General features: G+C 43.6%; 21 protein-coding genes and 1 tRNA gene. 11 read left to right on the top strand and 11 right to left on the bottom strand.

From position 1 onward, the window contains the following. Positions 1 to 101: 101 nt before the first annotated feature. The 3 genes from EPX21_RS03330 (at position 102) to EPX21_RS03320 (ending at position 2,732) form a co-directional block, all read left to right on the top strand. A complete protein-coding gene (locus EPX21_RS03330; protein WP_134088264.1) occupies positions 102 to 581 on the top strand; it encodes a hypothetical protein in 480 nt (159 codons plus the stop codon). 11 nt (positions 582 to 592) lie between these two features. Beyond that, entirely contained in the window at positions 593 to 2,152 is a 1,560-nt protein-coding gene (locus EPX21_RS03325; RefSeq protein WP_166670669.1) for a RagB/SusD family nutrient uptake outer membrane protein, read from the top strand. An 88-nt stretch (positions 2,153 to 2,240) separates the two neighbouring features. Beyond that, a complete protein-coding gene (locus EPX21_RS03320) occupies positions 2,241 to 2,732 on the top strand; it encodes a hypothetical protein (RefSeq protein ID WP_134088262.1) in 492 nt (163 codons plus the stop codon). 247 nt (positions 2,733 to 2,979) lie between these two features. On the opposite strand, the gene EPX21_RS03315 is transcribed toward EPX21_RS03320, so the two are convergent. From EPX21_RS03315 to EPX21_RS03305, 3 genes are all read right to left on the bottom strand, one after another. Then, entirely contained in the window at positions 2,980 to 3,615 is a 636-nt protein-coding gene (locus EPX21_RS03315) for a ParB/RepB/Spo0J family partition protein (RefSeq protein ID WP_134088261.1), read from the bottom strand. After that, positions 3,608 to 4,816, bottom strand: a complete 1,209-nt coding sequence (locus tag EPX21_RS03310) for a phosphoadenosine phosphosulfate reductase (RefSeq protein WP_134088260.1) — start codon at positions 4,814 to 4,816, stop codon at positions 3,608 to 3,610. Before EPX21_RS03310 ends, EPX21_RS03315 begins: the two co-directional genes overlap by 8 nt. Positions 4,817 to 5,767: 951 nt before the next feature. Further along, positions 5,768 to 5,841: transfer RNA gene (locus EPX21_RS03305), tRNA-Arg, on the bottom strand. A gap of 520 nt (positions 5,842 to 6,361) precedes the next feature. Between EPX21_RS03305 and EPX21_RS03300 the strand changes: the two genes are divergently transcribed. The 4 genes from EPX21_RS03300 (at position 6,362) to EPX21_RS03285 (ending at position 10,872) form a co-directional block, all read left to right on the top strand. Beyond that, a complete protein-coding gene (locus EPX21_RS03300; RefSeq protein WP_134088259.1) occupies positions 6,362 to 7,321 on the top strand; it encodes an SUMF1/EgtB/PvdO family nonheme iron enzyme in 960 nt (319 codons plus the stop codon). Positions 7,322 to 7,358: 37 nt separating this feature from the next. Continuing rightward, positions 7,359 to 8,681 (top strand): Gfo/Idh/MocA family protein, encoded by a 1,323-nt coding sequence (locus tag EPX21_RS03295; RefSeq protein ID WP_134088258.1) that lies wholly within the window; start codon positions 7,359 to 7,361, stop codon positions 8,679 to 8,681. An 11-nt stretch (positions 8,682 to 8,692) separates the two neighbouring features. After that, complete coding sequence (locus tag EPX21_RS03290; protein WP_134088257.1) at positions 8,693 to 9,730, top strand: FAD:protein FMN transferase; 1,038 nt, start codon at positions 8,693 to 8,695, stop codon at positions 9,728 to 9,730. A 218-nt stretch (positions 9,731 to 9,948) separates the two neighbouring features. Then, entirely contained in the window at positions 9,949 to 10,872 is a 924-nt protein-coding gene (locus tag EPX21_RS03285) for a hydroxypyruvate isomerase family protein (RefSeq protein ID WP_134088256.1), read from the top strand. A 77-nt stretch (positions 10,873 to 10,949) separates the two neighbouring features. Here EPX21_RS03285 and EPX21_RS03280 read toward each other — a convergent pair whose 3' ends face one another. The 3 genes from EPX21_RS03280 to lepA all read right to left on the bottom strand — a co-directional run bounded on the left by EPX21_RS03280 (position 10,950) and on the right by lepA (position 14,392). Beyond that, positions 10,950 to 11,345: a hypothetical protein gene (locus EPX21_RS03280; protein WP_134088255.1), complete on the bottom strand. Its 396-nt coding sequence runs from the start codon at positions 11,343 to 11,345 to the stop codon at positions 10,950 to 10,952. A gap of 293 nt (positions 11,346 to 11,638) precedes the next feature. Further along, complete coding sequence (locus EPX21_RS03275; RefSeq protein ID WP_134088254.1) at positions 11,639 to 12,520, bottom strand: bifunctional 5,10-methylenetetrahydrofolate dehydrogenase/5,10-methenyltetrahydrofolate cyclohydrolase; 882 nt, start codon at positions 12,518 to 12,520, stop codon at positions 11,639 to 11,641. Between the two features lie 84 nt (positions 12,521 to 12,604). Further along, positions 12,605 to 14,392, bottom strand: a complete 1,788-nt coding sequence (lepA, locus tag EPX21_RS03270; protein ID WP_134088253.1) for a translation elongation factor 4 — start codon at positions 14,390 to 14,392, stop codon at positions 12,605 to 12,607. A gap of 110 nt (positions 14,393 to 14,502) precedes the next feature. Between lepA and EPX21_RS03265 the strand changes: the two genes are divergently transcribed. Continuing rightward, positions 14,503 to 15,387 carry a fructosamine kinase family protein gene (locus tag EPX21_RS03265; RefSeq protein ID WP_134088252.1) on the top strand — a complete coding sequence of 295 codons (885 nt, stop codon included), beginning with the start codon at positions 14,503 to 14,505 and terminating at the stop codon, positions 15,385 to 15,387. A gap of 135 nt (positions 15,388 to 15,522) precedes the next feature. Further along, the gene (locus EPX21_RS03260; protein ID WP_134088251.1) at positions 15,523 to 15,753 is read left to right on the top strand and encodes a hypothetical protein; all 231 of its coding nucleotides are present in this window, start codon (positions 15,523 to 15,525) and stop codon (positions 15,751 to 15,753) included. 77 nt (positions 15,754 to 15,830) lie between these two features. On the opposite strand, the gene EPX21_RS03255 is transcribed toward EPX21_RS03260, so the two are convergent. Then, on the bottom strand, positions 15,831 to 17,933 hold the full coding sequence (locus EPX21_RS03255; protein WP_134088250.1) for a cation-translocating P-type ATPase: 2,103 nt from the start codon (positions 17,931 to 17,933) through the stop codon (positions 15,831 to 15,833). 246 nt (positions 17,934 to 18,179) lie between these two features. Between EPX21_RS03255 and EPX21_RS03250 the strand changes: the two genes are divergently transcribed. Both EPX21_RS03250 and EPX21_RS03245 read left to right on the top strand, forming a co-directional pair. Then, positions 18,180 to 19,043, top strand: coding sequence for a helix-turn-helix domain-containing protein (locus EPX21_RS03250; protein ID WP_134088249.1), 864 nt, complete (start codon positions 18,180 to 18,182; stop codon positions 19,041 to 19,043). A gap of 6 nt (positions 19,044 to 19,049) precedes the next feature. Further along, positions 19,050 to 19,931, top strand: coding sequence for a mechanosensitive ion channel family protein (locus tag EPX21_RS03245; RefSeq protein WP_134088248.1), 882 nt, complete (start codon positions 19,050 to 19,052; stop codon positions 19,929 to 19,931). 145 nt (positions 19,932 to 20,076) lie between these two features. On the opposite strand, the gene coaA is transcribed toward EPX21_RS03245, so the two are convergent. From coaA to lpdA, 4 genes are all read right to left on the bottom strand, one after another. Then, positions 20,077 to 21,033, bottom strand: a complete 957-nt coding sequence (gene coaA / locus EPX21_RS03240) for a type I pantothenate kinase (RefSeq protein WP_134088247.1) — start codon at positions 21,031 to 21,033, stop codon at positions 20,077 to 20,079. Positions 21,034 to 21,217: 184 nt separating this feature from the next. Further along, positions 21,218 to 21,625, bottom strand: a complete 408-nt coding sequence (locus EPX21_RS03235) for an OsmC family protein (protein ID WP_134088246.1) — start codon at positions 21,623 to 21,625, stop codon at positions 21,218 to 21,220. A 130-nt stretch (positions 21,626 to 21,755) separates the two neighbouring features. Then, positions 21,756 to 22,988: a nucleoside recognition domain-containing protein gene (locus tag EPX21_RS03230; protein ID WP_134088245.1), complete on the bottom strand. Its 1,233-nt coding sequence runs from the start codon at positions 22,986 to 22,988 to the stop codon at positions 21,756 to 21,758. A gap of 176 nt (positions 22,989 to 23,164) precedes the next feature. Further along, entirely contained in the window at positions 23,165 to 24,553 is a 1,389-nt protein-coding gene (lpdA, locus tag EPX21_RS03225; protein WP_134088244.1) for a dihydrolipoyl dehydrogenase, read from the bottom strand. Positions 24,554 to 25,008: the final 455 nt, after the last annotated feature.

The following is a 25,008-nucleotide window of genomic DNA, read 5'->3' as shown; positions in this document are numbered from 1 at the left end:
CGGCTACCGGACGGCCCCTGATCTGGGATGAGAACGATAACCTGTCGTATGTCCCTGTTGCGGCCGACCGGCGCTTTATCGGTGAAACCATACCGCCGTACATGGGTGGATTTACCAATGACTTTTCTTACAAAGGGTTTGATTTGAATATCCTGATAGCATATCAATACGGCGGCATCGCTTCGGATGGCCAGGCACAGTTTCTAAGTGAGATAGGCAATAGACAGTTCAACACCCTGAGGGAACTTTATGAAGAAAGATGGACAACCCCCGGCCAGGTTACTCATGTAGCCCGCGCTTATAACGGCGGTACCGAACCCAATGGAGTGGGCCGATTGGTCGGATCAGCCCTGTATCTCAATACCGATATGATCCGGGTAAGAACCATTCAACTGGGATATAGCTTCTCGCCTGAATTATTAAAGAGAGCGAAACTGAACCGGCTGCGGATATACGCACAGGCCAATAATCCATTTACTTATACGGAATTCAGGGGATACGATCCAGAATACCGCGAGACGGCGACGGGCATCATACCGCAGTCTAAAAATTTTACGTTTGGTTTGCAGTTAGGACTATAAAAAAAATGAAGATGAATACACATAAAATATTATTAAAATCACGGATACTGATGATTTTGGTGATACTCTCATCATGCACCAAGACGCTGGAAATTAATCCCCAGGATCAGATTGATTCAGGCGTAGCGCTGACTACCCGTGCGGGTATAACCGCTTCTATCACCAACATCTATTCAACACTGAAGGGGGAGGCCTTTTACGGGAACAGGTTTATTGGCCTTGGGACTGCGCTTGCAGATGATGGGCAGGCAACAAACAAATCTGGTCGGTATAATAACGAATACCGCAACATACGCGGTGCGCACTACAACCATTGGACAACAGCTTATGTTGCACTGAACAGGATTAACATTGTGTTGGCAGCCATCCCGGGCATTACTGACCCTAGTATCACGGAAGAGGACAGAACCACATGGGAAGGCGAGTTGAAGTTCCTTAGGGCCTTGTACCATTTCGACCTAGTGAAAGCGTATGCATATATTCCGGGAGCAATTATAGAGGCTGCTAACAAAGGTGGGGTCCCGATTTTATTGGAGCCAATCAATACCGCTGAAAGCGCATTGAACGCCGAAACACCTCGCGTACACCAGACAGAGGTTTATACAGCCATTTACCATGATCTGGAGGACGCCATTACTTTGCTGCCTAATATTAGTTCCGTTGCATTTGCTAACAGGCAAGCGGCGCAGCTGTTATTTTCACGAGTTGCTTTGTATAATAAGGATTTCCCAAAGGTTATCGAAATGGCCGACGCCGTAATTGGCTCACGTGGACAGACGTTACTTAATGAAAGCAACTATATGGATGGGTTCACGTCCGCCACAAATCCCGAATCACTTTTTGAAGTTACCTATAACTTGGCAAATGAGGGACTGGGGGTCAATGTAGCGTTGCAAACATTGTTCACTACGTTAACTGCGAGGATGCCTGATGAGCGCCGGGACAGTACAGATGTATACGCTGGCAGGACAGCCGAAGGCTTAAAAGATGAGCGAGGTGGCTTTGGCGATTTAGTGCCCACCGGCGACCTACTGAACAGCTTAGGTATTACCTTTGAAAATAATGGCTCTACCGATGCGGTAATTACCAGCAGGAGCAGTGATGTACGTAACCTGTTGTTTGAAGTAGGGGCTTCACATCGTGGAAACCCGTATATCGAGTGTACTAAATTTATCGGCAAGAATGGCGATGTTAACTGGGACAATGTTTCGGTACTGCGTATTGCCGAAGCTTACCTGAACCGTGCAGAGGCCTATGCCGAAGCAGGGCCACAGCAAAACACGACGCTGGCCATAGCGGATGTTAATACGATACGAACAAATCGTGGGCTTAGTGATGTGTCGGGCTTGTCTGGACAAGCCCTGATTGAAGAGATTTTGCTTCAACGAAGGCTCGAGTTTGCATTTGAAGGCGGACATAGATTCCTCGATTTAAAACGGAGAGGGATGAACATCAACAAGCCGGCTACGGGAACTACATTTAATTTCGACAACGTCCTGTTATTACCCGAAATCCCGGTCGGGGATGTTGATGGCAGCAATGGACTGATTCCTCAGAATGACGGTTATTAGTGCTTTATTTTGAAAACAACAAAGAAATTCTAAAATGACACAAATATTGAATAAACTGAAAGCATTCCTGCTTTTGCTAATGGTCTCTGTGTGTACATCGTGTATCAAGGAAGATGTAGTGACTGTTGAAGGCGCATACGTTGAATGGGATGCGGCTGTTCACAATGCAAATGCAGGTGGAAGAACATATCCGATAATTACTCGCCTACCGCTCGGTGGACAACAAGTGAATAATCAAGATCCGTTGATTACCAGTGCCTCAGGAACTATTACGCTACGAGTTAACCTGGTTGCTGCGCATCGCTCAACAGATACAGAATTTTCGTTCTCTGCTGTTACCGGGGAGGACCTACCTGCCGGTCATGTTGCAGCGGTAGAGGGTGTGCACTATACAACAACCGGAAGAGTAACCATTCCGGCGAACTCTAGTTTTGGTGAAGCTGAAATCACCTTGCTTAATGACGAAAACGGTAGCGGAGCTACTTTCCTCTTGTTAGAATTGCAAGGCGCAGGAGATGTCCAAATTATGCAGAACAAAAAAAGGATAGGACTTTCGATTGCTCAGATGAACGCCGAGTAAAGCTTAATGCCAACAGAACTATAACAGTCTACAGGCGGTTTCCAGGAATTGTTCCGTCTGTATATGTTTCATGTGTATAAAAACCAAAACAATTCAATGCCAAGGGTGCCTCGAAGTAACACGAGGTACCCTCTTTTTTGATACCAACTAAAAGAGAAAGTATCGGAATCACCTTTTATGACTGCATAGATCTGCTGCAGCCGGCGTCACACTGAGACGTGTCATCGCTCTTCTACCTCAAATTAACTTATTTAGCTGCGTGCCCTCCTGTCGTTTTCCTTCGCACGATTTCCCACGACTTAGAAAACTCCATGTCCTGAAAGGCTTCTGCCAGTCCGGTGATCTGACGAAGACGCAGCACTTCATCGGCATCCATACCCAGTTCTTCGCCGATACGCTGGTTGGACCAATCGTTCCTTTTTAGGAAAGCCACTAGTTTAGCAAACAGCTCCACTTGATGTGTTCCCCTAGCGATATTATGGCGCACGGTCGACGCTATTCGGCTTTCAAGTATCTTGTCTAGACGCGATACAGGTATATATCCCCTGAGGCTACTGCGTACATCAGGAACATTCTTGCAGACCCTCGTTCGGTGAAAGCCATCCACTACAACCCACTTGTTCTCTTGTTCTGAAGAAACCACAATGGGAGCCGTAAGCCCGTCTTTCCGTATGGAGAGTTCCAGTAGCTTCATCTCCGGAGGGGCCACCCTGTTAGGATTGTAGTCATTGCCCTGCACACGGTCTATCGGTACGAGCTGGACATTGAGTACCGGATGCTCTAGTCCGATAAATTCGTAGAGTTGCTCGCTTATACTATTAAAAATCCGTACTTTTTCTTCAAAGGAAGCGTTTTGGTGTTGTCGTAGTAGTTGTTTAATCATATTGTCCGAAATTTGTTGTTCTTAAAAACAGGTTCAGTTGCCGCTCCATTTCACCTTTGGTTTGGGAGAAAGAAAGTCCTCTGCACCAATAGTCGTTTTTCAGCAGCACTTTACAGATCCTTCTCCACGAGGGAGCTTTGCGCTTGGCTTCGAGATTCAGATCAGCAGCCTGCGGGATATCGTCCTCGTAACCGTGCTTGCGCCAGTATTCCAAAAACTTGTGTATTTTGGTGTTATAATGATTCTTTAAGTGCGGAGGCATGGTCTCCAGCAGGAAGAAAGCATAGCTCTTGTATGTATGCCCTTCAGGCAGGCTCATCCGAAAGTTTGCAAAGGCGCTCCGATTGTTCTCTGAATAACGGTTGCCGAAATTAGCGCCCTCCACACGATTGACGATAGCTGCCCAGGTTTCGGGCTCTAATATTTTGTACAGATACAGCCCTTTCCGCTGATCATCTCCGTAGGGTTGACACAGCCGCATCTGGGAAAGCGGGACGCCGGCAAGATACATCAGGTCATAAATTCGGTTATAGTCGAACCGGAATTTCCCATTGGCTGTCCAGATGTCTTTTGTTGTCCAATCGTATATAGGATAAAAGTTATAAAGTCTCGGGGCCACCTCTGTGCTCCATTGCCTGCGGAGGTAACGGCCCTTCGTAAAATTGGCGAGTGTCCGGTATCGGTTAATGCTTTCGTCAGTTCTTATCCCCACAAGGCAAGCCACCTCTTCACCCTGTGAAAACCAATTACCGAACGCTAGGACAAAATCTTCGAATTCCATACCCTTACGAAAAAAAGGGAAATAATTTGGATCGGTGATGACCGACGGATGATTGGGATAATCGCGTACCCAGGCATTCCGCTTGTCTTCATCCCAGCAAATCCAGTGCGACTGATATTGGCTCACCGCATTGCGCAGGCGGATGGGAAGACATACCCAGTAAGCCCTTACTTCATCCCGAGAAACCATCCGCATGATATAATCAATGGTGTGGCGGTACTGGGCTTCCAAATCGACAATTAGTACATCCAATGGCAGCCTGTTGTGTCGACGGGCGGTTTCAATGGCAAGGTTAAGCATAAGACCGCTGTCCTTACCTCCACTAAAAGAAACGTATACCTTACTGAAGTTTCCGAATATAAATTCGAGTCGATTAAGGGTGGCGTCATATACAGAGGTATTCCTATATCTTTTGAACATCTTGATATAAATTACGGTAGGTGATATCTTCAAATGTAACAAAAATATGAACTAAAACAAAAAAAGCCACCTAAAGGATAAAGTGTTTTGAAAAAACAAAAAAAGCAGATTGTTTTGTATGTATTTCAACACAACAAGGTCTTGTTCAATTCATTTAGACTACGCTACAACACAATCTACATCTACCTATCTTAAATTCGTAAAAAAATATCCCAATTCTTACTCAATTTTAATATGTATTATGGTGTTATTGCCATATTTTGCATGTCAACATCTAGCTATATATGTTTTTATATATTCATACAGCAGTAAAAAGCTTAAAATTATTCTTTATATATAGATCTTTACATCTAAAAGAAGATTGATCTTGTTTTTTTTCTGTTAATTTCCTTTGATTTTTCGTGTTTTTCCAGCATTTTATTCTTATATTTCAGTATTTTTTTTTATTTTTATAAAGATTATTCAACCGCGTAGTCGTAATCTGCTACGTCCACGATCATTTCCATGACTTTTAAGTCCCGGCTGTTATGGAGCGTAAGAGAAAATGTTTGGCAACAGGAAAAATTAGTTTCCCGAATATGGTGGAAGCTAGGATTGTGATGTACAGCTTGAAGTGGGGGCACAAAAGGTTTCGGGATATTTACGGCAAACGGATTAAACACCGGCAGGGGAGGCCTCAGCAAAAACGAGCATACTACTGTCGACATTGCCAAGGTTATCACCTAACAAGATGGACTCGGAACAATTTTAAGGAATACCGGGAATGGCAGGAAAGCGAAATATCGGAGGAAAGAACAAGATAATCGTGTCTTGTCCTGCCACCACGGAAGGGATTGTCGGCGTCCCGCTTACCCCGCACCAAGACCGCCGAGAAAATGTTCGAACCCGGCCGACCCTTCTGTTCACATCCCTATAAATGAAAAAAGTCTCAGTTTGCACTGAGACCCTGTGTACCCCGGAAGGGATTCGAACCCCTGACCCACGGTTTAGAAAACCGTTGCTCTATCCAACTGAGCTACCGAGGCCTTCTTCTTAAAAGCGTTGCAAAGCTAATAAAATCTTTTATTACCTGCGCATTTTATGTAAATATTTTTTTTCAAAAATGGCCTTCAGGCACTCCCTTAACGCTTTCCCGTCTTATATGCTTTATTATGAGCAGCATAAAACAATGCAATCATCCCCGCTGTTTCAGCGCATTAATGACCTTGTCAAACTTACCATTGATTGCCTCCAAAAACTTCCCGCTTAACTGACCTCATTTCTCTATCTTGATGATAATACTCTTCGGTTCGACCGAACAAGCCAGGCCCTTGTCCGGCCATGAAGTTGGGCGTTTCCTTTCAACCTTTGATGACCGCAATGCTCGGCGTACAGACGATAGGAAAGCTCATGCCATTAAAGGTCGAAACAATCGATTGCGTGCTCTTGAAAGTGTTCACAACACACAATTATTTTATATATCCCTTGTATATCTTCCAAAATATAGTTTATTTAGTACACTAATCGATACGAGAACGAATTAGTAGAGCCAATTTAAAACAACAAATGAATCGACGACTTTCCATTTTTGCTATTTTAATATTTTCCAATTTCATTCTTTCGGCCCAAGAAGCGACAGCAGACTACACACAAACGATCAATGGAACAAAGCTTAGCTTTCCGATGAAGGCCATTCCTAAAGGTAGTTTCAACATGGGAAGTGAAACCGGGAATCCCGACGAAAAGCCTGTGCATACGGTAAATTTGGACGCATTCTGGATGGGTTGCTATGAGGTCACATGGGATCTCTTCGAGCCTTTTTTGTATAAAGACTACGAGGTGACACAGAGCATCGAGGGTAAAGTACCGGCTAACGTAGACGCCGTGACACGGCCTACAAAGCCTTATCTGGACATGACATTCGGCATGGGAAAGGAAGGACATCCGGCTATCGCCATGACGCATTACAATGCGATACAGTTCTGTAAATGGCTTTATGAAAGAACCGGTGTATTTTATCGCCTGCCCACTGAAGCAGAATGGGAATATGCCTGCAGAGCAGGCGCCACCGGGAAATATAGCTTCGGAGACGACGAAAGCCAATTAACTGAATATGCCTGGTTTTTGGATAATAGTGATGGCACAACACATAAAGTCGGAGAAAAAAAGCCCAACGCGTGGGGCCTTTATGACATGCACGGCAATGTTTCCGAATGGACTTATGATCAATACGACCCGCAATATTACGCTTCATCGCCCGCCGACAACCCCATTAATAAGCCCACCAAATTATATCCTCATAGCGTGAGGGGAGGAGCTTACGACGATGAAGCATCGGCTTTGCGTTCGTCGGTACGCTTAGCCTCTGATCCCGCTTGGAAACAACTGGACCCACAAATACCAAAAAGTAATTGGTGGTTTCCAGAGGCCCCTTTCGTTGGTTTCCGCTTAGTTAGACCGGCCATTCAACCCGACAAAGCGGAAATTGACGCTTATTATAACCAGGCGCCTATACCCGACAAGTAGTGTTAACAGATATCGTAAACAAACAATAAAAACCGAAATGAACAAGTCGAATCTTCAACAACAACGACGGGATTTCCTAAAAACTTCCGCCGTGATCGCTGGGAGTAGCATGCTAAGCAGCATTCCCTTCATGGGCCATTCTTCCGTAAATGATACTATTAAAATTGCCCTGGTAGGCTGTGGCGGACGCGGTACCGGCGCTGCATCACAAGCACTTTCTACGAAGTTCAATATTCAGCTCGTAGCTATGGCGGACGCCTTCAAAGATCAGCTGGATAATAGCTTTAAAGACCTCTCGGAGAAATTCAAAGAAAAAGTGAACGTACCGGAAGATCAAAAGTTTGTTGGTTTCGATGCCTATGCAAAAGCAATCGCTTTGGCCGACGTCGTTATTCTTGCTACTTCACCGGGTTTCAGGCCAACGCATTTCGAAGAAGCCGTTAAACAAGGTAAGCATGTATTTATGGAAAAACCAGTGGCCGTAGACGCACCGGGCATACGGAAGGTATTGGCAGCAGCCGAAGAAGCTAAAAAGAAGAAGCTCAACGTCGTTGTGGGCTTACAGCGCAGGTATCAGAAAAATTATAGAGAAACGATTAAACGCATACAGGACGGTGAAATAGGGGATATTGTAGGCGGTCAGGTTTACTGGAATAGCGGCGGCGTATGGGTACGGCCACGTAAGCCGGAGCAAACAGAGATGGAATATCAGATGCGTAACTGGTTTTACTTTAATTGGCTCTGTGGCGATCATATTGTGGAGCAGCACGTTCATAATATCGATATTGCCAATTGGGTTAAAGGTGGATACCCGGTCTCGGTACAGGGCACGGGAAGTCGAGCTTGGCGCACAGGAAAAGACTATGGTGAAATTTACGACAACCATTCAATTGAGCTTACTTATGCCGATGGATCGGTTATCTATAGTCAATGCCGCCATTTTGAAGGAACACAGAATAGGGTAGACGAGACTTTCTTTGGCACAAAAGGCAAGGCTTATTTATCTGCTAACAATACGGGTAAACTTTGGGATCACCAAGGAAACTTGCTTTTTAACCATCCCACAAAAGGCCAAGCTAACCCTTACCAAACGGAACATGATGAACTATTCGAAACCATCAGTAAAGGTGAGTATAAACATTGGGACGCGGAATATGGCGCAAAAAGCACACTAACCGGCATAATCGGACGCTATGCCACTTATTCGGGTCAAGTAATAAAGTGGGATGATGCGCTAAATGCCGACAATTCGCTTATGCCGGAAACCTTGGCCTGGGATGCCAAACCGAAAATTTTACCGAACGAAAACGGTCTTTATCCGGTAGCACAGCCGGGATTGTTTCATTGGGATAAAGCCTAACATTAAATAGTATGCACAAAACAAGCATCATCAGCAATCGGCAAATGCTTTTATTCATCGTAGCCGTAGGATGCTTGTTTTCTTCGTTTTCCCAACGGTCGGCCAGAGAAAATAAACATCAGATAACAGGATACGCCCAAGGAACCACTTACCAAATCACCTACTTTAGTCCTTCTGCGCTTATCCAAAAAAGTAGCGTCGATAGTCTGTTGGCGGTTATCGATAGTTCTATGTCTATCTACAAGCCTTATTCCCTTATCAGTCAGTTCAACAAGAGCGAAGAGGGACTGGCACTTGATGCCGATTTTTGTGCTGTTATGAAAAAGGCACTACAAATATCGGAAGAAACGGGCGGACTCTTTGATGTGACTGTCGCCCCGCTCGTAGAAGCTTGGGGCTTCGGTCATACGGCTATTGCCCATTATCCCGATAGCTCGGAGATTGCTTCGATAAAGCAGTGTGTGGGCTTTAAGCAATTGGAATTAAGGGATAATTTTCTTCACAAAGCGAAACCTTGTATACAAGTAGATGTCAACGGAATTGCGCAAGGATATAGTGTAGACAAGGTGGCGGCCTATTTAGAAAACAGGGGCGTAGAATCTTTCATCGTAGAAATAGGGGGAGAGTTGCGTATTCAAGGCGAGAAAGAAGATGGCAGTGCCATGAAAATCGGCATCGAAGGGCCTTCCGGAAACGAGGAAGAACCTGCCATCAGGCATATTGTGGCGCTCAATCAGGGGGCTATTACCACTTCCGGGAATTATCGTAAATTTAAAAAGAATGGATCACAGAAGATTTCACACCTCATTGATCCACGTACCGGCTTTCCCTTAGATAACGAGCTTATAAGCGTTACCCTGTATGCGCCAGATGCTACGACGGCGGATGGCTATGACAATGCCATCATGGCAATGAACTTGGAAGATGCACTGCATTTCGTATCGGCTCGCCCTGCACTGGAGGCATATATCATTTACCAGGATAAGCAAGGAAATGTGCTGGATACAATGACAAACGGATTTAAGCAATTATTGGTCGATGGTAGATAACAGGTTTGAAATGCGGATGCAGGACATAAGATACAGGACACTGATATAAGACATAGGATAGGAAGTCTTGATACCTGACACCCAATAATTGATGCAAATTTAAGCGGTTATTGATTGATAAAACAAAAGATATAAGACATAGCAAAGTGAGATAAAAAAGATGCATCGTACCTGTTACTTGATACTTATTACTTGATACTTAACACCAAAAAAGAAATATGAAAAGAAGCGAATTTTTACAAAAAGGTTTAATGGCCACAGGAGCCTTGGTTGCGGGCAGTCCACTTATCGCCAATGCGTCTTCAGAAAAACAGACGACAAAGGCAGCTCAAACCTTTAATTTGAATTATGGGCCGCACGACGGCATGTTTAAAAACATGGCCGGAAGCAACTTCTTAGATCAGATTCAGTTTATGTACGACCAGGGATTCCGTGGAATTGAAGACAATGGCATGTCGGGTAGATCGGCCCAGGAACAAGAAAAGATAGGTGATTTATTGGCAAAGTTGGGCATGGCTATGGGCGTTTTTGTATTAAACAAAGGCGGAAACGGAGCGAATACCCTAGCCGCCGGCAAAAAAGAGCACCTTGACATCTTTTTAAAAGGCTGCCACGAAGCCGTAGAGATATCGAAGCGCTGCGGAGGGAAATTTACCACTGTGGTACCGGGTGATTTCGCCCGAAATTTATCTTTGGATATTCAAACGGCAAATGTTATTGACGCTTTAAGGAGGGGAGCAGAGATTCTGGAGCCCCATGGTATTGTTATGGTATTAGAGCCCTTAAGCGATACGCCAGACTTGTTCTTACGGACATCCAACCAAACCTATCTAATTTGTAGAGGCGTTAATAGCCCTTCCTGCAAAATATTATACGATATCTATCACATGCAAAGGAACGAAGGCGATTTAATCGCCAATATGGAGCGGACTTGGAGCGAAATAGCCTACATTCAAACCGGAGATAATCCAGGAAGGAAGGAGCCTACAACGGGGGAAATAAACTATAAAAATATATTCAAATACCTGCACCAAAAAGGATATAAGGGCGTAGTTGGCATGGAGCATGGCATTTCTGGCAGTGGGAAGGAGGGGGAGCAGCGACTGATAGCCGCGTATAGGGAAGTCGATGCTTTCATGTAATAAAAAAGAGGTTGTCTCCTATGTTTGTTGCTAGCAAATGTAGGAAACACCTCTATGATTGGTTATAAACAGGACTCTTAGTTTCGGGTGGAATCCTTTTTCAGGCTCTTTTTCACATCGTTGTAGCCTTCTTTCGTTTTATCGGCGACTTTATCCGCTGCATTTTTAATATCTCTTCCCGCCGCTTTTGCCGCATCGCCAACGTCTTCTTTAGCAGCGTTCAGATCACCTTTAATGTTTTCGCCTGTGGTTTTAGCGTCTGCCTTTACCTCCTTTGCCGCAGCATTTACGTCACTCTCGGCAGCTTCCCCAGTCGCCCTCATCGTGTCGATGCCATTGTCAATATGCTCCCCTAACGTAGTCGTATCCGCAATAATCGTATCAGAGCTTCCTTCCGTTGTGTTGGAAGAATTATTGCAGGCCGAAAACGAAAATGCCGCTGCAACGATTGCTAATAAACTCAATTTTTTCATGGGAATAACTATTTTTTATAAATGCAATAAAGCTTGCCTGAGCGGATTACGGTATATCTTTTTTATCGGTAGCTCATGCAGGCCTTCGTCTGAATATTTTATTTGTTAAACAGTTTCAGAAAGGAACAATGAAAATGCTAATTTGTTTGTAACGAAGCGATACGCACTTACAAAGAAAATGCTAACAGGAATAATAACGGATTCGCCGCACGTCTCTCATAACGTGCTGCTTTATAAAGCTGTCACTAACAGCTTGGCGTTTTAGCGGGCAACTATCAACCGACAACGAATAATTAATTATAAACTTCTTTTTTAGCAGCAGCCAAGGTGTTTTTTAACAAACCGATAATGGTCATCAAACCAACTCCCCCCGGTACAGGGGTAATATACGAAGCTTTTGGCGCTACGTTATCGAAATCTACATCGCCGAACAATTTATATCCTGATTTAGTTAAAGTGCTTGCTTCTCTATTAATGCCCACGTCTATAACAACTGCGCCTTCTTTCACCATATCGGCTGTAATGAAATTTTTCTTGCCAATGGCAGCTACAATCAGGTCGGCACGTAGCACCTCTTCCTTTAAATTTTTCGTTCTACTATGGGTAAGCGTAACCGTGCAATTTCCAGGCTGCGCATTCCGTGCCAAAAGAATACTCATCGGACTACCAACGATATTACTTCTGCCAACTATAACCGCGTGCATACCGGCGGTCTGCACACCATAATGGTCTAACATTAACATAATACCGTAAGGGGTTGCAGGAATGAAACAGGCTAGATTCCGTTGCATTCTTCCCAAATTAACTGGATGAAAACCATCAACATCTTTACGATAATCAATGGCTTCTGTTATCACTTCCGGATCAATATGCAGCGGCAAAGGAAGTTGTACGATAATTCCGTCGACTGTATCATCGCTGTTCAATTCCTTTATCTTCTCGATAAGCTCCGCTTGTGTAACATCGTCTTCATATCGAACATTTGTAGAATCGAAACCCACTTGCTGGCAGTTCCTCATCTTACTGGCAACATAAGTCTCACTTCCCCCATCGTGGCCAACCAAAATGGCAACCAAATGAGGCTTTCTTCCTGTCGCAGTCAAAAACGCCGCCGCTTCCTGGGCAATATCTTGTTTGATCTTTTCCGATACGAGCTTACCGTCGAGTAATTGCATATTGATAGCTTTAGGCTTTAAGCTTTAGGCTATATACGTAGACGGGAGCCTATCGCTTATAGCTTACAGCGTAAAGCAACTTAATTAATCTAATTTCAACACCGCCATAAAGGCCGATTGTGGGATCTCCACATTTCCAACTTGGCGCATTCTCTTTTTACCTTTTTTCTGTTTTTCCAAAAGCTTACGCTTACGCGAGATATCTCCTCCATAACATTTTGCGGTTACATCCTTACGAAGGGCACGCACATTCTCGCGGGCGATCACTTTTGCACCGATAGATGCTTGAATTGCTATTTCGAACTGTTGCCTCGGCAAGAGCTCTTTTAACTTTTCACATATTTTCTTTCCGAACTCATAGGCATTGCTACGATGAATGAGCGAAGAAAGCGCGTCTACAGGTTCGCCGTTTAAACGAATATCCAACCTGACCAAGTCAGACTGCTTATAACCTATTTGGTGATAATCAAAAGAAGCGTATCCTTTCGAAATGGTTTTCAACTTATCATAAAAGTCAAACACAATCTCACCCATTGGCATTTCAAACACCAACTCTACACGATCGGCGGTTAAATAACTTTGGTTGATGATAACACCTCTTTTCTGGATACATAAAGACATCACCGGGCCTACAAATTCAGCCTTTGTAATAATATTTGCTTTGATAAAGGGTTCCTCTACAAACTCTAATTTACTGGGGTCCGGCAAATCGGAAGGATTGTTGACTTTGATCTCTCCGTCCTTGGTGGTATGAGCGATGTAAGAAACGTTAGGAACCGTTGTAATAACGGTCATATCGAATTCCCGTTCCAAGCGCTCCTGGATAATCTCCATATGGAGCATTCCCAAAAAGCCGCATCTGAAACCGAAACCCAGGGCGGCAGACGATTCTGGCTCAAAGACTAAAGAAGCGTCGTTTAATTGCAAGCGGTGCATACTTTCCCGCAGTTCCTCAAAGTCTTCTGTATCCACCGGATAAATCCCGGCGAATACCATCGGTTTAACCTCTTCAAAACCTTTAATGGCCGTTTTGCTAGGTCGAGCCACATGCGTAATGGTGTCTCCAACTTTCACCTCTCGCGCCTCTTTTATACCGGATATAATATAGCCCACATCGCCAGTACGAATAACATCTTTGGGTGTTTGTGTTAATTTCAGCGTCCCGATTTCATCGGCTATATACTCTTTTCCTGTAGCGATAAACTTAACTTTATCGTTCTTCCTGATCTCTCCATTCTCGACCTTGAAATAAGCCATAATTCCGCGGAACGAATTGTAAACAGAGTCAAAAATTAAAGCCTGCAGGGGGGCTTCCGGATCACCTACCGGTGCAGGAACCCGCTCAACAATTGCTTTAAGGATATCGGGAACACCCATCCCTGTCTTTCCAGATGCCGGAATGATATCTTCCCGTTTTCCGCCTATCAGTTCAATAATCTGGTCTTTTACCTCTTCGGGCATCGCCCCCGGCAAGTCCATTTTATTCAATACAGGAATGATTTCCAGATCGTGCTCCAATGCAAGATACAAGTTGGAGATGGTTTGTGCCTGGATTCCCTGAGAGGCATCGACAATCAATAAGGCTCCTTCACATGCAGCGATCGAACGTGATACTTCATACGAAAAATCGACGTGGCCCGGTGTGTCAATCAGATTGAGCACATAATCCTGTCCGTCGTAATTGTAGTTCATTTGAATAGCGTGGCTTTTGATCGTGATCCCACGTTCCCGTTCCAAATCCATGTCGTCCAAGAGTTGTGCCTGCGCCTCTCTTTGGGTGATGGTATTTGTATATTCTAATAGACGATCCGCCAAGGTACTCTTACCGTGGTCGATGTGTGCAATGATACAAAAATTGCGAATGTGCTTCATGTAGGCAGTAATGCGTATTAAACGGCAAAGATAAATTATTAGCGAGAATATTTACCATCTCTTTTACTTTTTCTCACTTTTTGCATACATTTATCGGATACGCCTGAAAGATGTTTTTATCTGCAGATTTTATAAAGAATATAGAGGAGGTTCTGAGCAAACTGATTGGCTCGCGATTTAAAATCATTAATATGTTACCGGTTTCTGGAGGCGACATGCACAAAAGCTACCGGATACATGGAAGCGTAGAATCTTTTTTCATCAAGATGAATGATGCCGATGCCTTGCCAAATATTTTTGTGTTCGAACGCGAAGGATTAAAGCTGTTAAAGAAAGTCGGTCATGCCGTTGTACCCGACCTGCTGGTAGCCGGCCAGTTTAACAGCGATGCTTTCTTATTGATGTCATGGATTGAAGAGGGAGAAAACTCCGTAGCCGCTCAGGCAAATTTAGGCCGCATGCTGGCTTCTGTTCACAAAAACACAAACGATTTCTATGGTCTCGAATATGATAATTATATCGGCACCCTTCCTCAGTACAATCAGCCGCGAGCCTCATGGTCGGATTTTTTCATCGAAGAGCGACTAAAAAAGCAGCTTACGCATGGTGAATCAGTGGGAGTGATTGACACATCCCTACGCCGAAAATTCGAGCGGCTTTTTGATCTAATACCCTCGCTTTTCCCGATAGAGCCGCCCGCTCTATTACATGGAGATCTTTGGAAAGGCAATTACATGATCAGTCGTGAAGGCATTCCTTTTCTGATTGATCCTGCGGTATACTATGGGCATCGCGAGATGGACCTTGCCTTAACCCAACTCTTTGGCGGTTTTGATGAGGCTTTTTATGATGCATATCAGGAGGTTTTTCCCTTAGAAAAAAATTGGAAGAAAAGGACTGACCTATGGAACCTTTATATACTATTATTCCATGCTAACGTATTTGGTGGCAGTTATTTGAAGCAGGTAATCCAGATAGTTAATAAATTTATTTAACAAACGCAGTAGATTCCGCAGCACAGAATACCCATATAACCCACTTGATACAAATACTTATAAGTGGCAATCTGTCAAACAATTAAGAAATTCAGCTGTTTTAATACCACTATTGACAGTATTAAGGTAAAGATCATGGAAAAATTAGTAAACGAGCTGATTCAGAAAGCCGGACTTTCTCCGGAGTCGGCGCAGAAAGCGACCTCGGTGGTATTGAACTACGTAAACAACAATTTGCCGGACGCATTGAAGGGTAAGGCCGAAAGCCTGCTGAACGGAAATCTGGACGTAAAATCGCTGCTAGGGAATAGCGGTGGGGAAGGAGAAGACAATATGATCAATAAAGTTAAAGGAATATTTAACTAAAGGGAGCCACCTGATGCATGTTAACCGTGGTGCCTCCCTGTATAGCGTACGACTTACCGCCTAAGGCATATAGCGTTTTACAGCCTCTTATACTTTAATCGTATCGAATTACCGATGACTACCACGTCCGAACAGGCCATGGCCAAGGCGGCCAACATCGGACTTAAAAAGCCAAGAGCTGCCAGCGGGATTGCGAAAACATTATAGAAAAACGCCCAAAATAAATTTTGTTTAATCGTTAATAAGGTATGATTACCGATCTTAAGGAGGGTAGTAATCGACTGTAGATCGTTGTTCAACAAGACGACTTTAGCCGACTGGATGGCAACTTGGCTCGCATTTCCTAAGGAAATCCCGACGTCTGCCGTCGTAAGCGCAGGGCCATCATTGATTCCATCTCCCACCATTGCAACTTTACCCGTTTTCCTTAAGGATTCGATAATTGCTAATTTCTCTTGAGGCAGTTTTTCCGCATATACGTCGGTTATTCCAACAGCGGCTGCAAGGGCCTCACATTTCTCTTTTCGGTCACCACTCAATAAAACTGGCGTAATTTGCTGTTCCTTCAATGTTTTAATAAGCTGCTCGGCCCCTGGCTTAACATCGTCTGTGATTGCTAGTTTAACGACCACCTTATCGTCCTTTAATAAGAATACATCGAAAGTAGCCCATTCCTCTTCTTTCTCTATAAGCTGTTTGGAGCCTATTTGGTACGTATGGCCTTCGCTATCTACAGCCTTTATTCCCAGTCCTTTTTCTTCTTTAACCTGTGTAAAGACGATCTTCCGCCTTTCTCTTTCTTCAAAAGCACTTACAAGCGACTTGGCGATCGGATGATTCGAATAACTCTCCAATCCATGAATCAATGTGGCCGTCTCTACATCACTTAATTGGCTCTCTATTGCCTGTATCTTAAAGCTTCCGGTGGTTAAAGTACCGGTCTTGTCGAAAACCATATATTTTAAATTGGTCATTTCTTCTACGGTGTCACCACCTTTTATAAGCACGCCATGTTTGGCACTTCTCCCTAAACCGACCATCACCGCTGTTGGCGTCGCCAAGCCCATGGCACAGGGACAGGAAATGACCATAACCGCAATGGCGTTTAGCAAGGACTGCCGAAAGCCTATGTCAAAGGCAAAATAGGCCAAAATAAAGGTCAGTACGGCGATACCAATTACTACCGGAACGAAAATGGCTGCAACCTTATCCCCTAAACGTTGTATCGGAGGCTTCGCAGCCTGCGCCCTTTTCATTAAATCAATTATCTGCGCTAATACCGTTTTATTACCGACTTTGGTTACCAGCATACGGACGCTACCCCGTTCGACAAGGGTGCCACCAATAACAGCATCGTACTTTCCTTTTTCTACCGGCACACTTTCGCCTGTTAGCATGGACTCATTAACAGAAGCTTCGCCCCAAACTATATCGCCATCGGTAGGAATTTTGTCGCCCTCGTTTACCAACAGCGTATCGCCCACGGCAAGGTCTTTTACATCGACCACCTCCGTACTTCCGTCCAACACCCGAACAGCCTTACTGACCTGAATCTTCATTAAATCCTTCACCGCCGAAGTTGTTTGCGTAACGGATCTTTTTTCAAATACATTTCCAAGCAAAACCAAGGTAATAATGGTTGCTGTCGTTTCGTAGAACAGATAATTTGGGCCCAGTGCCAATAAGGTACCTATCAGACTATAAATAAAGGCAGACGTGGAGCCCACAAAGATGAGAACATCCATGTTAGGCACTCCTCCCCGGATAGAATTAATAGCACTTTTCCCAAAGTAAGCACAACCCAAGACAAACACGGGAAGACATAGACCTAGTTGAACGTAGGGATTGTGCAGCCAGTGAAACGGCAGAAACATGTGCAGGAAGAGAGGCAACGTAAACACCAAGCTGAAAATGAATTTATGTTCGACTTTGCCTAAAAAGCCTTCTTTACTTGGCGCTGACTCCTCCTGCTGCACTTTGAAACCCAAGCCTTCGATATCGTGTACTACATTTGATAGGTCCATTCCTTTGTCGGACGTAAACTTAACCTCCTCATTGGCAAAGCTTACGAAGACATTCTGGTATCCTTTTTTCTCTAGCATTTTATGTACAGAAAGCGCGCAATTGTTGCAATGCATACCCGTTACATGTAATTCGACTAGTTGATTTTCTTCTTGCATCTTTTTGTCTTATTGATAACCAAAACGAGCTTATCTAAAAAGCTCTTTTCTTAAGCAACGCCTTGGAGCGCCTATCTTAGCAACCTCCCTATCAGAGAGAGAAGGCCAACCGGGCGCTGCTTTTAAATAACACATTCTTTCTCCTACAAAAGTAAGAGTAGGAAGTAAAGGCATCCATAACAAAACAAGGTAATAATGGTACTTATCATGGATTTTTATAACTTCGTACGATAAAATAGCTGATACATGTTAAAGCAGAATATTCCAACATATAATGTTTCGAGCGTTACTGAAGGCTACATGGATGAATTTAATATCCTAAAGTTAAGTTACGGCCACGATCGTTATGAGAACACCAAGCATCCGCATCGACATGACCATTACACGCTTATCATTTTATGCGAGGGCACAACGCGTCAGTTTATAGACTTCAAAGAATACGAAGCAAGAGATGCCGCGATTATATTTATGCGTCCGGGGCAGGTTCATTATGAGGTAGACCCGGGTAACGCGCGGATGTACCTCATTACTTTCAAAGCAGATTTTCTGTTTTCTTACTCGGCAGACAACCATTGGGAGCAACAATTTAGCAGCAATTTGTTATCCTTAAAAGCCAGCGAATTAGCGCGAATTTTACCGTTTTTATCGTTAATCCAAGAAGAATATACTGCTTTTAAGCAGAATAAGGCAGTCGTAGCGCAACTTCTCTTGGCTTTATTGGAAAAGATCGAAAGCTACGTCAGTTCCCATATACACATAACGGGAAGAAAACGCTACAGCAACCTCATGCATCAATTTATGGCTTTGGTAGAGAAACATTTTTTAACGGATACCAAGGTGGCCGACTATGCGTCTAAGTTGTTTATTTCTCCGGGTCATCTCAATGATGTCGTTAAAGAAATGACAGGGACAAATGCAAAGACCGTGATCGACGACCGGAGAATATTGGAGGCCAAACGTCTTCTGTTCTGGACACAGCTTCCTATTAGAGAAGTGGGATGGAAGATCGGTTTTGAGGATCCGGCTTATTTTACTCGTTTCTTTAAAAAGCATACCGGCAAATTACCGGCAAGTTTCCAACGCGACTTACAAAAAAAGTTACATCATTGATGAAATATGAACAGCCAGCAAGAATATATACAACGTAGCATCCGTTTAAAGAACGATTTACTGATATTGGTAATCAAACTTCTGATATTCATCCCAATAACTTATACATTGGTAGAATACAAGTCTTATTATAGTGATAAGGAGATTTTGCGTCGATTAGTCTATGCATTGAATGTCTTTCTTTCAAGCAACATCATCATATCCGGCGCCCGCATTTTATTCCTGTCTTTATATAAACGACGTTCGCTATACTTTCATACCAGTTCGAGAGGGAGCTTTGTTTTAGGTATTAACCGCATTGCTTCGGTGCTTAATTCCATTGTTGTCATATTTAGTATTATGCTCGCATTTGACATCGATCCCAAGGAATTTTTAACAAGCATTACCATTGTCGCGGCGGCCATCGCGCTGATCTTTAAAGACTACATCACTAATATGATCAGCGGTTTAATCATTATGTTCTCAGATCAGCTGACTTTGGGCGACTACGTGAAGATAGGGGAATATCAGGGACAAATTATCGACATAACCCTGGTCAACATCGTAATCAATAACGATGATGATGACATCGTCATGGTGCCTAATAATTTCGTTTTTACGAGCAATATCGTAAATCAATCGTTTCAGAATTCCAGAAAAGTCAGTGTCGAATTTGAACTAGCCATCAACCACACAATGGACCGCGAAGATCTTAAAAAACGACTTAATGATCTGCTTAACAAGCATAGCAACGAAGTGCTCGAAAATAGTATGAAGTTAAAAGTTTTAGCGGTGCAAAAAGACGTTGTCAAATATAAAGTTCAGTTTACATTAACAAACCTCGGAAAAACGCAGTCACAATTCATCAAAAACATTGTGCTTAATGAGGTGCTGAAGATAGGTTATTAGTTGTTGTTAGTGAGTAGGCAGTGGTTATTAGTTAATAGTTTATTAAAACGCTAAGCTATTAGCGATACTTTTTATAAAAGCACTATTTTCTGAAACCGGGCGACATAAAGGCTACAGCGTATTGCTTAAAGCCTAAAGCTATCGACTACACTTTCCTTAATTTCACACCCTTCACGAAATGGTGACTTCCTTTTTCCAAAATGAGGTTGGCTCGGAAACGGGTAGGTAATATATTTTTGATAAGATTCGGTTTATTGATCAGGTCCCAGATGCTGTTCGCCAGCGCTGTCGCTTCTTCTTCGGAAAGACTGGCATAACGATGGAAATAGGAGCCTGGATTCTGAAAGGCCGTCCTTTGCAACTGCCTGAAGCGGGATACATACCACTGTAGCAGGTTTCTTTCGTTGGCGTGTACATAGATGGAGTAATCGAAGAAATCAGACACGAATACCTGAGGCCCTTTGTGCCGTTCGTTCAGGTTAACTTGCAATACATTGATCCCCTCTACAATAACGATGTCCGGATTGGATATCTCCTGTACTTGGTCTGGAATCACATCATATGCCAAATGGGAATAAATCGGCACTTCAAGACTTTCTTTACCGGCTTTTACATCCGCTAAAAAATTGATTAATCGCTTGGTATCGTAGCTTTCCGGAAATCCCTTTCTGTTCATAATACCACGCTGCTCCAATATTTTATTAGGGTACAAGAAACCATCCGTAGTTACTAAGGCAACGGTCGGCTTATTGGGCCATAAGGATAATACTTTTTGCAGTACCCTCGCGGTGGTGCTTTTTCCTGCAGCCACGCTACCGGCAATGCCGATGATAAAAGGGGAGCGCTTCCGGTCGCTATTCAAATAAGCATTTTCCGCTTCATAGAGCTTATTGGCATAATCGATATGGATATTCAAAAGATGGCATAAGGGAAAGTAAACTTCTTGGATTTCTTCCAAATTCAAAGGTTCGTTTAAGGCATGCAGCGTACCGATATCTTCATTGGAGAGAGAAAAACTCAATGCACCGTTCAGTAATTTCCATTCCTCACGCGTAATGCTTACATATGGAGAATACTGTTCTTTCATTGCCGTATCAGTCATATATTCCTGTTTAAGGTTGCACGCGCAAACCTACTATAAATCATTTATGTTTGCAATTACTTTTAAGCAGCTCTAAGCAATAGGCACTAGGCGGTAAGCTTTCTTCTTTCCACAATGAACAACTTGTTATTGATCAGTGACCGTTTGCTAACTGCCCGTATCCCTCCATGATGTCAACTATTACCTACGGAACTAAATTACTATCAACCACAATAGGATTAGACAAAACCTTGTGCACTGGACAAAGTTCGGCAATCTGAAGCAGGCGCTGCCGTTGGCTGTCATCTAGGTCTCCGATTAACTTGATATGGTTCTTTATATAGGTGGTCTGTTGATGACTGCTGGGCACGACCTCCATTTTCACCGAAATAATAACTTCTTGTAGATCCCACTGTTTCCGGTCTGCATACATGCGCAGGGTAATAGCAGTACACGAACCTAAACTGGAAAGCAACAACTCCTTCGGCCCCAAGCCCTGATCAGTGCCGCCTAAAGATTCCGGTTCGTCAGCTAACAGGACATTCCGTCCATTGCTTATCTCTGTTTTATATCGTTCTTTGCCAATAGTAACCGTTACATTTAATTCAGCCATCTTCGTTATTCGTTGTTAGTTATTAATTGTTCCTGTCTTATTATGATGAGCCCTTCGGAGTTTCTACCGTCCCTGCGGGAGGCAAGCTTTTTACTTTTGAATTTTCACTTTTTACTTTTGAATTTATCACCTATCCAAAAAAGACATAAGCAATAAGAATAGCGGCTATCACGCCGGCAAGCTCGGCTAATAAGGCAGCGGGCAGCGCATGACGGGTTTTCTTAATTGCTACGGATCCAAAATATACAGCCAGCACATAAAAAGTGGTCTCTGTGCTTCCCTGAATAACGCAGGCGACGCGTGAGGCAAAATCATCAGCCCCTTTAATATGCATTAAATCGACCATCAAGCCACGTGCACCGCTTCCGCTCATAGGCTTCATAAAAGCAACAGGCAAGGCTTCCACAAAGCGTGTATCGAAACCCATCCAGCTTATCACAGCGCTTACGCCTTGCACTAGGTAATCCATAGCGCCCGAAGCGCGAAAAACGCCCACCGCAACTAAGATACCAACCAAATAAGGAATGATTTTGACGGCTACGTCAAAGCCCTCCTTTGCACCTTCAATAAAAGACTCAAAAACGTTGACCTTCCTGTAAAAGGCCAAGGCAATAAACGAGACAATGATTGTAAAAAGGATCACGTTGCTTGCCACTTGCGATACCACATTGATCTGCTCCTGATCAAGTGTCGAAAAGTAATACAGTAGTCCGCCAATCAACAGCGTCAGGCCTCCTATATAGCTTATAATTATCCGATTGAACAGATTAATGCGCTGATAAATGGCTGTAATTATTAAACCGACCAAGGTCGAAAAAAAGGTAGCCAACAAGATGGGGATGAACACATCCGAAGGGTCCGCTGCGCCCGCTTCCTTGCGATAAGCCATGATCGTAATAGGAAGCAGGGTTAGACTAGATGCGTTTAGCACCAGAAACATAATTTGGGCATTGCTTGCCGTATCCTTGTTTGGATTTAGCTCCTGCAATTCCTTCATCGCCTTTAGACCGACAGGGGTGGCGGCATTATCGAGTCCCAGCATATTGGCCGAGAAATTCATTAAAATTGAACCGAGTGCCGGATGATTTTTCGGAATCTCCGGAAAAAGTTTATTAAAGAAAGGTCCTACCAACCGGGCAAAAATATGGATCATGCCTCCCTTTTCGCCGATTTTCATAATCCCTAGCCAAAAAGACATCAAGCCCACTAGGCCGAGGGAAATCTCTGCACCGGTTTTTGCAGTATCGAAGGTACCATTGACAATTGTCTGAAAAACTTCCTGATCGCCAAGAAACACCAACTTAAAAAGTGCAACCCCAAAGGCGATTAAAAAAAACGCAATCCAGACGTAATTTAAAGCCATTAATTTTTTTGTTTTTCGTTGATAAGCCCGCGTTTGTCAATACGGTGATGATATATCGGTTAAGTAAGCAAATGCGTGTTGATGAGGTGAGGCTGGTCTGTTTATTGAAATAATTCGTTGAGTAGGTGGGAAGAACATTACGACCTACCCAACGAGTTAACTTAGGAGCGAAAGTCTTACAGATGTATCACTTCTCCGTAAGCGTCCGCTGTAGCTTCCATAACAGCCTCACTCATTGTTGGGTGCGGATGTATGGTCTTAATGATTTCATGACCCGTTGTTTCCAGTTTCCGGGCAGCAACTACTTCTGCGATGATTTCTGTAACGTTGGCACCAATCATATGGGCGCCCAAAAATTCGCCATATTTGGCGTCAAAAATCACCTTTACAAAGCCATCTTTAGCGCCTGCTGCACTTGCCTTGCCCGAAGCTGAGAAAGGAAACTTGCCTACTTTGATTTCGTAGCCTGCCTCTTTCGCTGCTTTTTCCGTATAGCCTACGGATGCGATTTCAGGCGAGCAGTAGGTACAACCGGGAATATTATTATAGTCGATTGGCTCAACATGCAGGCCTTTGATTTTTTCCACACAGGTGATACCCTCGGCAGAAGCAACGTGCGCTAAGGCCTGTCCTTTTACAATATCACCAATTGCGTATACGCCTTCTACATTCGTTTTATAAAAATCGTCGACCACGACGCGTCCTTTTTCGGTCTTCACGCCTACTTCTTCTAAGCCTAGGTTCTCAATGTTTGGCGTAATACCAACAGCAGATAACACGACCTCTGCTTCAATAACCTCTTCGCCTTTAGCTGTTTTTATTTTTACCTTGCTTGGCGAAGCACTTGTGTCTACGGCTGTAACCTCTGCACCGGTTAGAATGTTGATACCGCTCTTTTTAAGGCTGCGCTCCAGTTGTTTTGAAATTTCCTCGTCTTCAACAGGGACAATACGATCCAAATACTCCACAACGGTCACCTTCGTGCCGATCGCGTTATAAAAATAAGCAAACTCAACACCTATCGCTCCGGAACCCACAACCACTAATGACTTAGGTTGTTTCTCCAGGTTCATCGCCTGACGGTAACCGATGATCTTTTTACCATCTTGCTTCAGATTTGGCAACTCGCGGGAGCGGGCACCTGTTGCTAAGATAGTATGTTTGGCCGTATATTCTTTTGTAGAACCGTCGCCCCCTTTTACCTCTATCTTACCGCCTTTTTTAATTTTGGCGGTTCCCATGATAACATCGATTTTATTCTTTTTCATCAAGAACTGGATCCCTTTGCTCATACCGTCGGCAACGCCGCGACTTCTTTTAATAATGGCGCCGAAATCAGCCTCACCACCCTCTACCTTTATACCGTAGTCGGCCGCATGATTCAAATATTCGAAAACTTGCGCACTCTTCAGTAAAGCTTTTGTCGGGATACATCCCCAGTTAAGGCAAATACCGCCAAGAGATTCTCGCTCAACAATAGCAGTCTTGAAACCCAATTGTGACGCTCTAATAGCTGCAACATAGCCTCCTGGGCCACTTCCAATTACAATGATGTCGTAATTCATTCTTATAAAAATTAATTCGTTTCGATAGTACAATTAGCGCATACCCATTAACAAGCCAAGAACCTGTTTGTTAAACAAGTATTACTTCCGCAAACCTAATAAAAATTCTTAGAATTGGAAGATTTCCAAAGGCTAGAGGCTATTTTTTACTTAGGCGTGAAAACGAGCAGAACGGAACGCTGTTAATGCAAAAGTGGCGACCATGTGAGTGGAAGACAAAACAAGAAGTGCAATAGCGAGGATAAATCAGTGCACCTTTTCAAAAAGGCCTTAGCAGACCGGAACTCACCGTAAAAACTTGAACTAATAGCTGCCAATAGCATTAAAAAAAAACTAAAACAGCCTAAAAATGAAGACAAAAGTCAAAACGCGAACGATTATAAGTGGGGCCAGCCCAAAAAAACACTTAATTACGTATCTGGACACAAAGTATTCACACAGAAAGATGTATAAAT

Origin of the sequence: Olivibacter sp. XZL3 (assembly GCF_004368405.1) — a bacterium.
Lineage (GTDB): Bacteria > Bacteroidota > Bacteroidia > Sphingobacteriales > Sphingobacteriaceae > Olivibacter.
Note: the sequence above shows the minus strand (reverse complement) of the source record. Positions and strands in the feature narration are given on the sequence as shown.

What these genes read in the sequence shown, in the direction of transcription:
- EPX21_RS03330 (WP_134088264.1), top strand. Translation starts at nt 102, where the DNA reads ATGGGTGGATTTACCAATGACTTTTCTTACAAAGGGTTTGATTTGAAT.
- EPX21_RS03325 (WP_166670669.1), top strand. Translation starts at nt 593, where the DNA reads ATGAATACACATAAAATATTATTAAAATCACGGATACTGATGATTTTG.
- EPX21_RS03315 (WP_134088261.1), bottom strand. Translation starts at nt 3,615, where the DNA reads ATGATTAAACAACTACTACGACAACACCAAAACGCTTCCTTTGAAGAA.
- EPX21_RS03310 (WP_134088260.1), bottom strand. Translation starts at nt 4,816, where the DNA reads ATGTTCAAAAGATATAGGAATACCTCTGTATATGACGCCACCCTTAAT.
- EPX21_RS03300 (WP_134088259.1), top strand. Translation starts at nt 6,362, where the DNA reads ATGAATCGACGACTTTCCATTTTTGCTATTTTAATATTTTCCAATTTC.
- EPX21_RS03295 (WP_134088258.1), top strand. Translation starts at nt 7,359, where the DNA reads ATGAACAAGTCGAATCTTCAACAACAACGACGGGATTTCCTAAAAACT.
- EPX21_RS03290 (WP_134088257.1), top strand. Translation starts at nt 8,693, where the DNA reads ATGCACAAAACAAGCATCATCAGCAATCGGCAAATGCTTTTATTCATC.
- EPX21_RS03285 (WP_134088256.1), top strand. Translation starts at nt 9,949, where the DNA reads ATGAAAAGAAGCGAATTTTTACAAAAAGGTTTAATGGCCACAGGAGCC.
- EPX21_RS03280 (WP_134088255.1), bottom strand. Translation starts at nt 11,345, where the DNA reads ATGAAAAAATTGAGTTTATTAGCAATCGTTGCAGCGGCATTTTCGTTT.
- EPX21_RS03275 (WP_134088254.1), bottom strand. Translation starts at nt 12,520, where the DNA reads ATGCAATTACTCGACGGTAAGCTCGTATCGGAAAAGATCAAACAAGAT.
- lepA (WP_134088253.1), bottom strand. Translation starts at nt 14,392, where the DNA reads ATGAAGCACATTCGCAATTTTTGTATCATTGCACACATCGACCACGGT.
- EPX21_RS03265 (WP_134088252.1), top strand. Translation starts at nt 14,503, where the DNA reads ATGTTTTTATCTGCAGATTTTATAAAGAATATAGAGGAGGTTCTGAGC.
- EPX21_RS03260 (WP_134088251.1), top strand. Translation starts at nt 15,523, where the DNA reads ATGGAAAAATTAGTAAACGAGCTGATTCAGAAAGCCGGACTTTCTCCG.
- EPX21_RS03255 (WP_134088250.1), bottom strand. Translation starts at nt 17,933, where the DNA reads ATGCAAGAAGAAAATCAACTAGTCGAATTACATGTAACGGGTATGCAT.
- EPX21_RS03250 (WP_134088249.1), top strand. Translation starts at nt 18,180, where the DNA reads ATGTTAAAGCAGAATATTCCAACATATAATGTTTCGAGCGTTACTGAA.
- EPX21_RS03245 (WP_134088248.1), top strand. Translation starts at nt 19,050, where the DNA reads ATGAACAGCCAGCAAGAATATATACAACGTAGCATCCGTTTAAAGAAC.
- coaA (WP_134088247.1), bottom strand. Translation starts at nt 21,033, where the DNA reads ATGACTGATACGGCAATGAAAGAACAGTATTCTCCATATGTAAGCATT.
- EPX21_RS03235 (WP_134088246.1), bottom strand. Translation starts at nt 21,625, where the DNA reads ATGGCTGAATTAAATGTAACGGTTACTATTGGCAAAGAACGATATAAA.
- EPX21_RS03230 (WP_134088245.1), bottom strand. Translation starts at nt 22,988, where the DNA reads ATGGCTTTAAATTACGTCTGGATTGCGTTTTTTTTAATCGCCTTTGGG.
- lpdA (WP_134088244.1), bottom strand. Translation starts at nt 24,553, where the DNA reads ATGAATTACGACATCATTGTAATTGGAAGTGGCCCAGGAGGCTATGTT.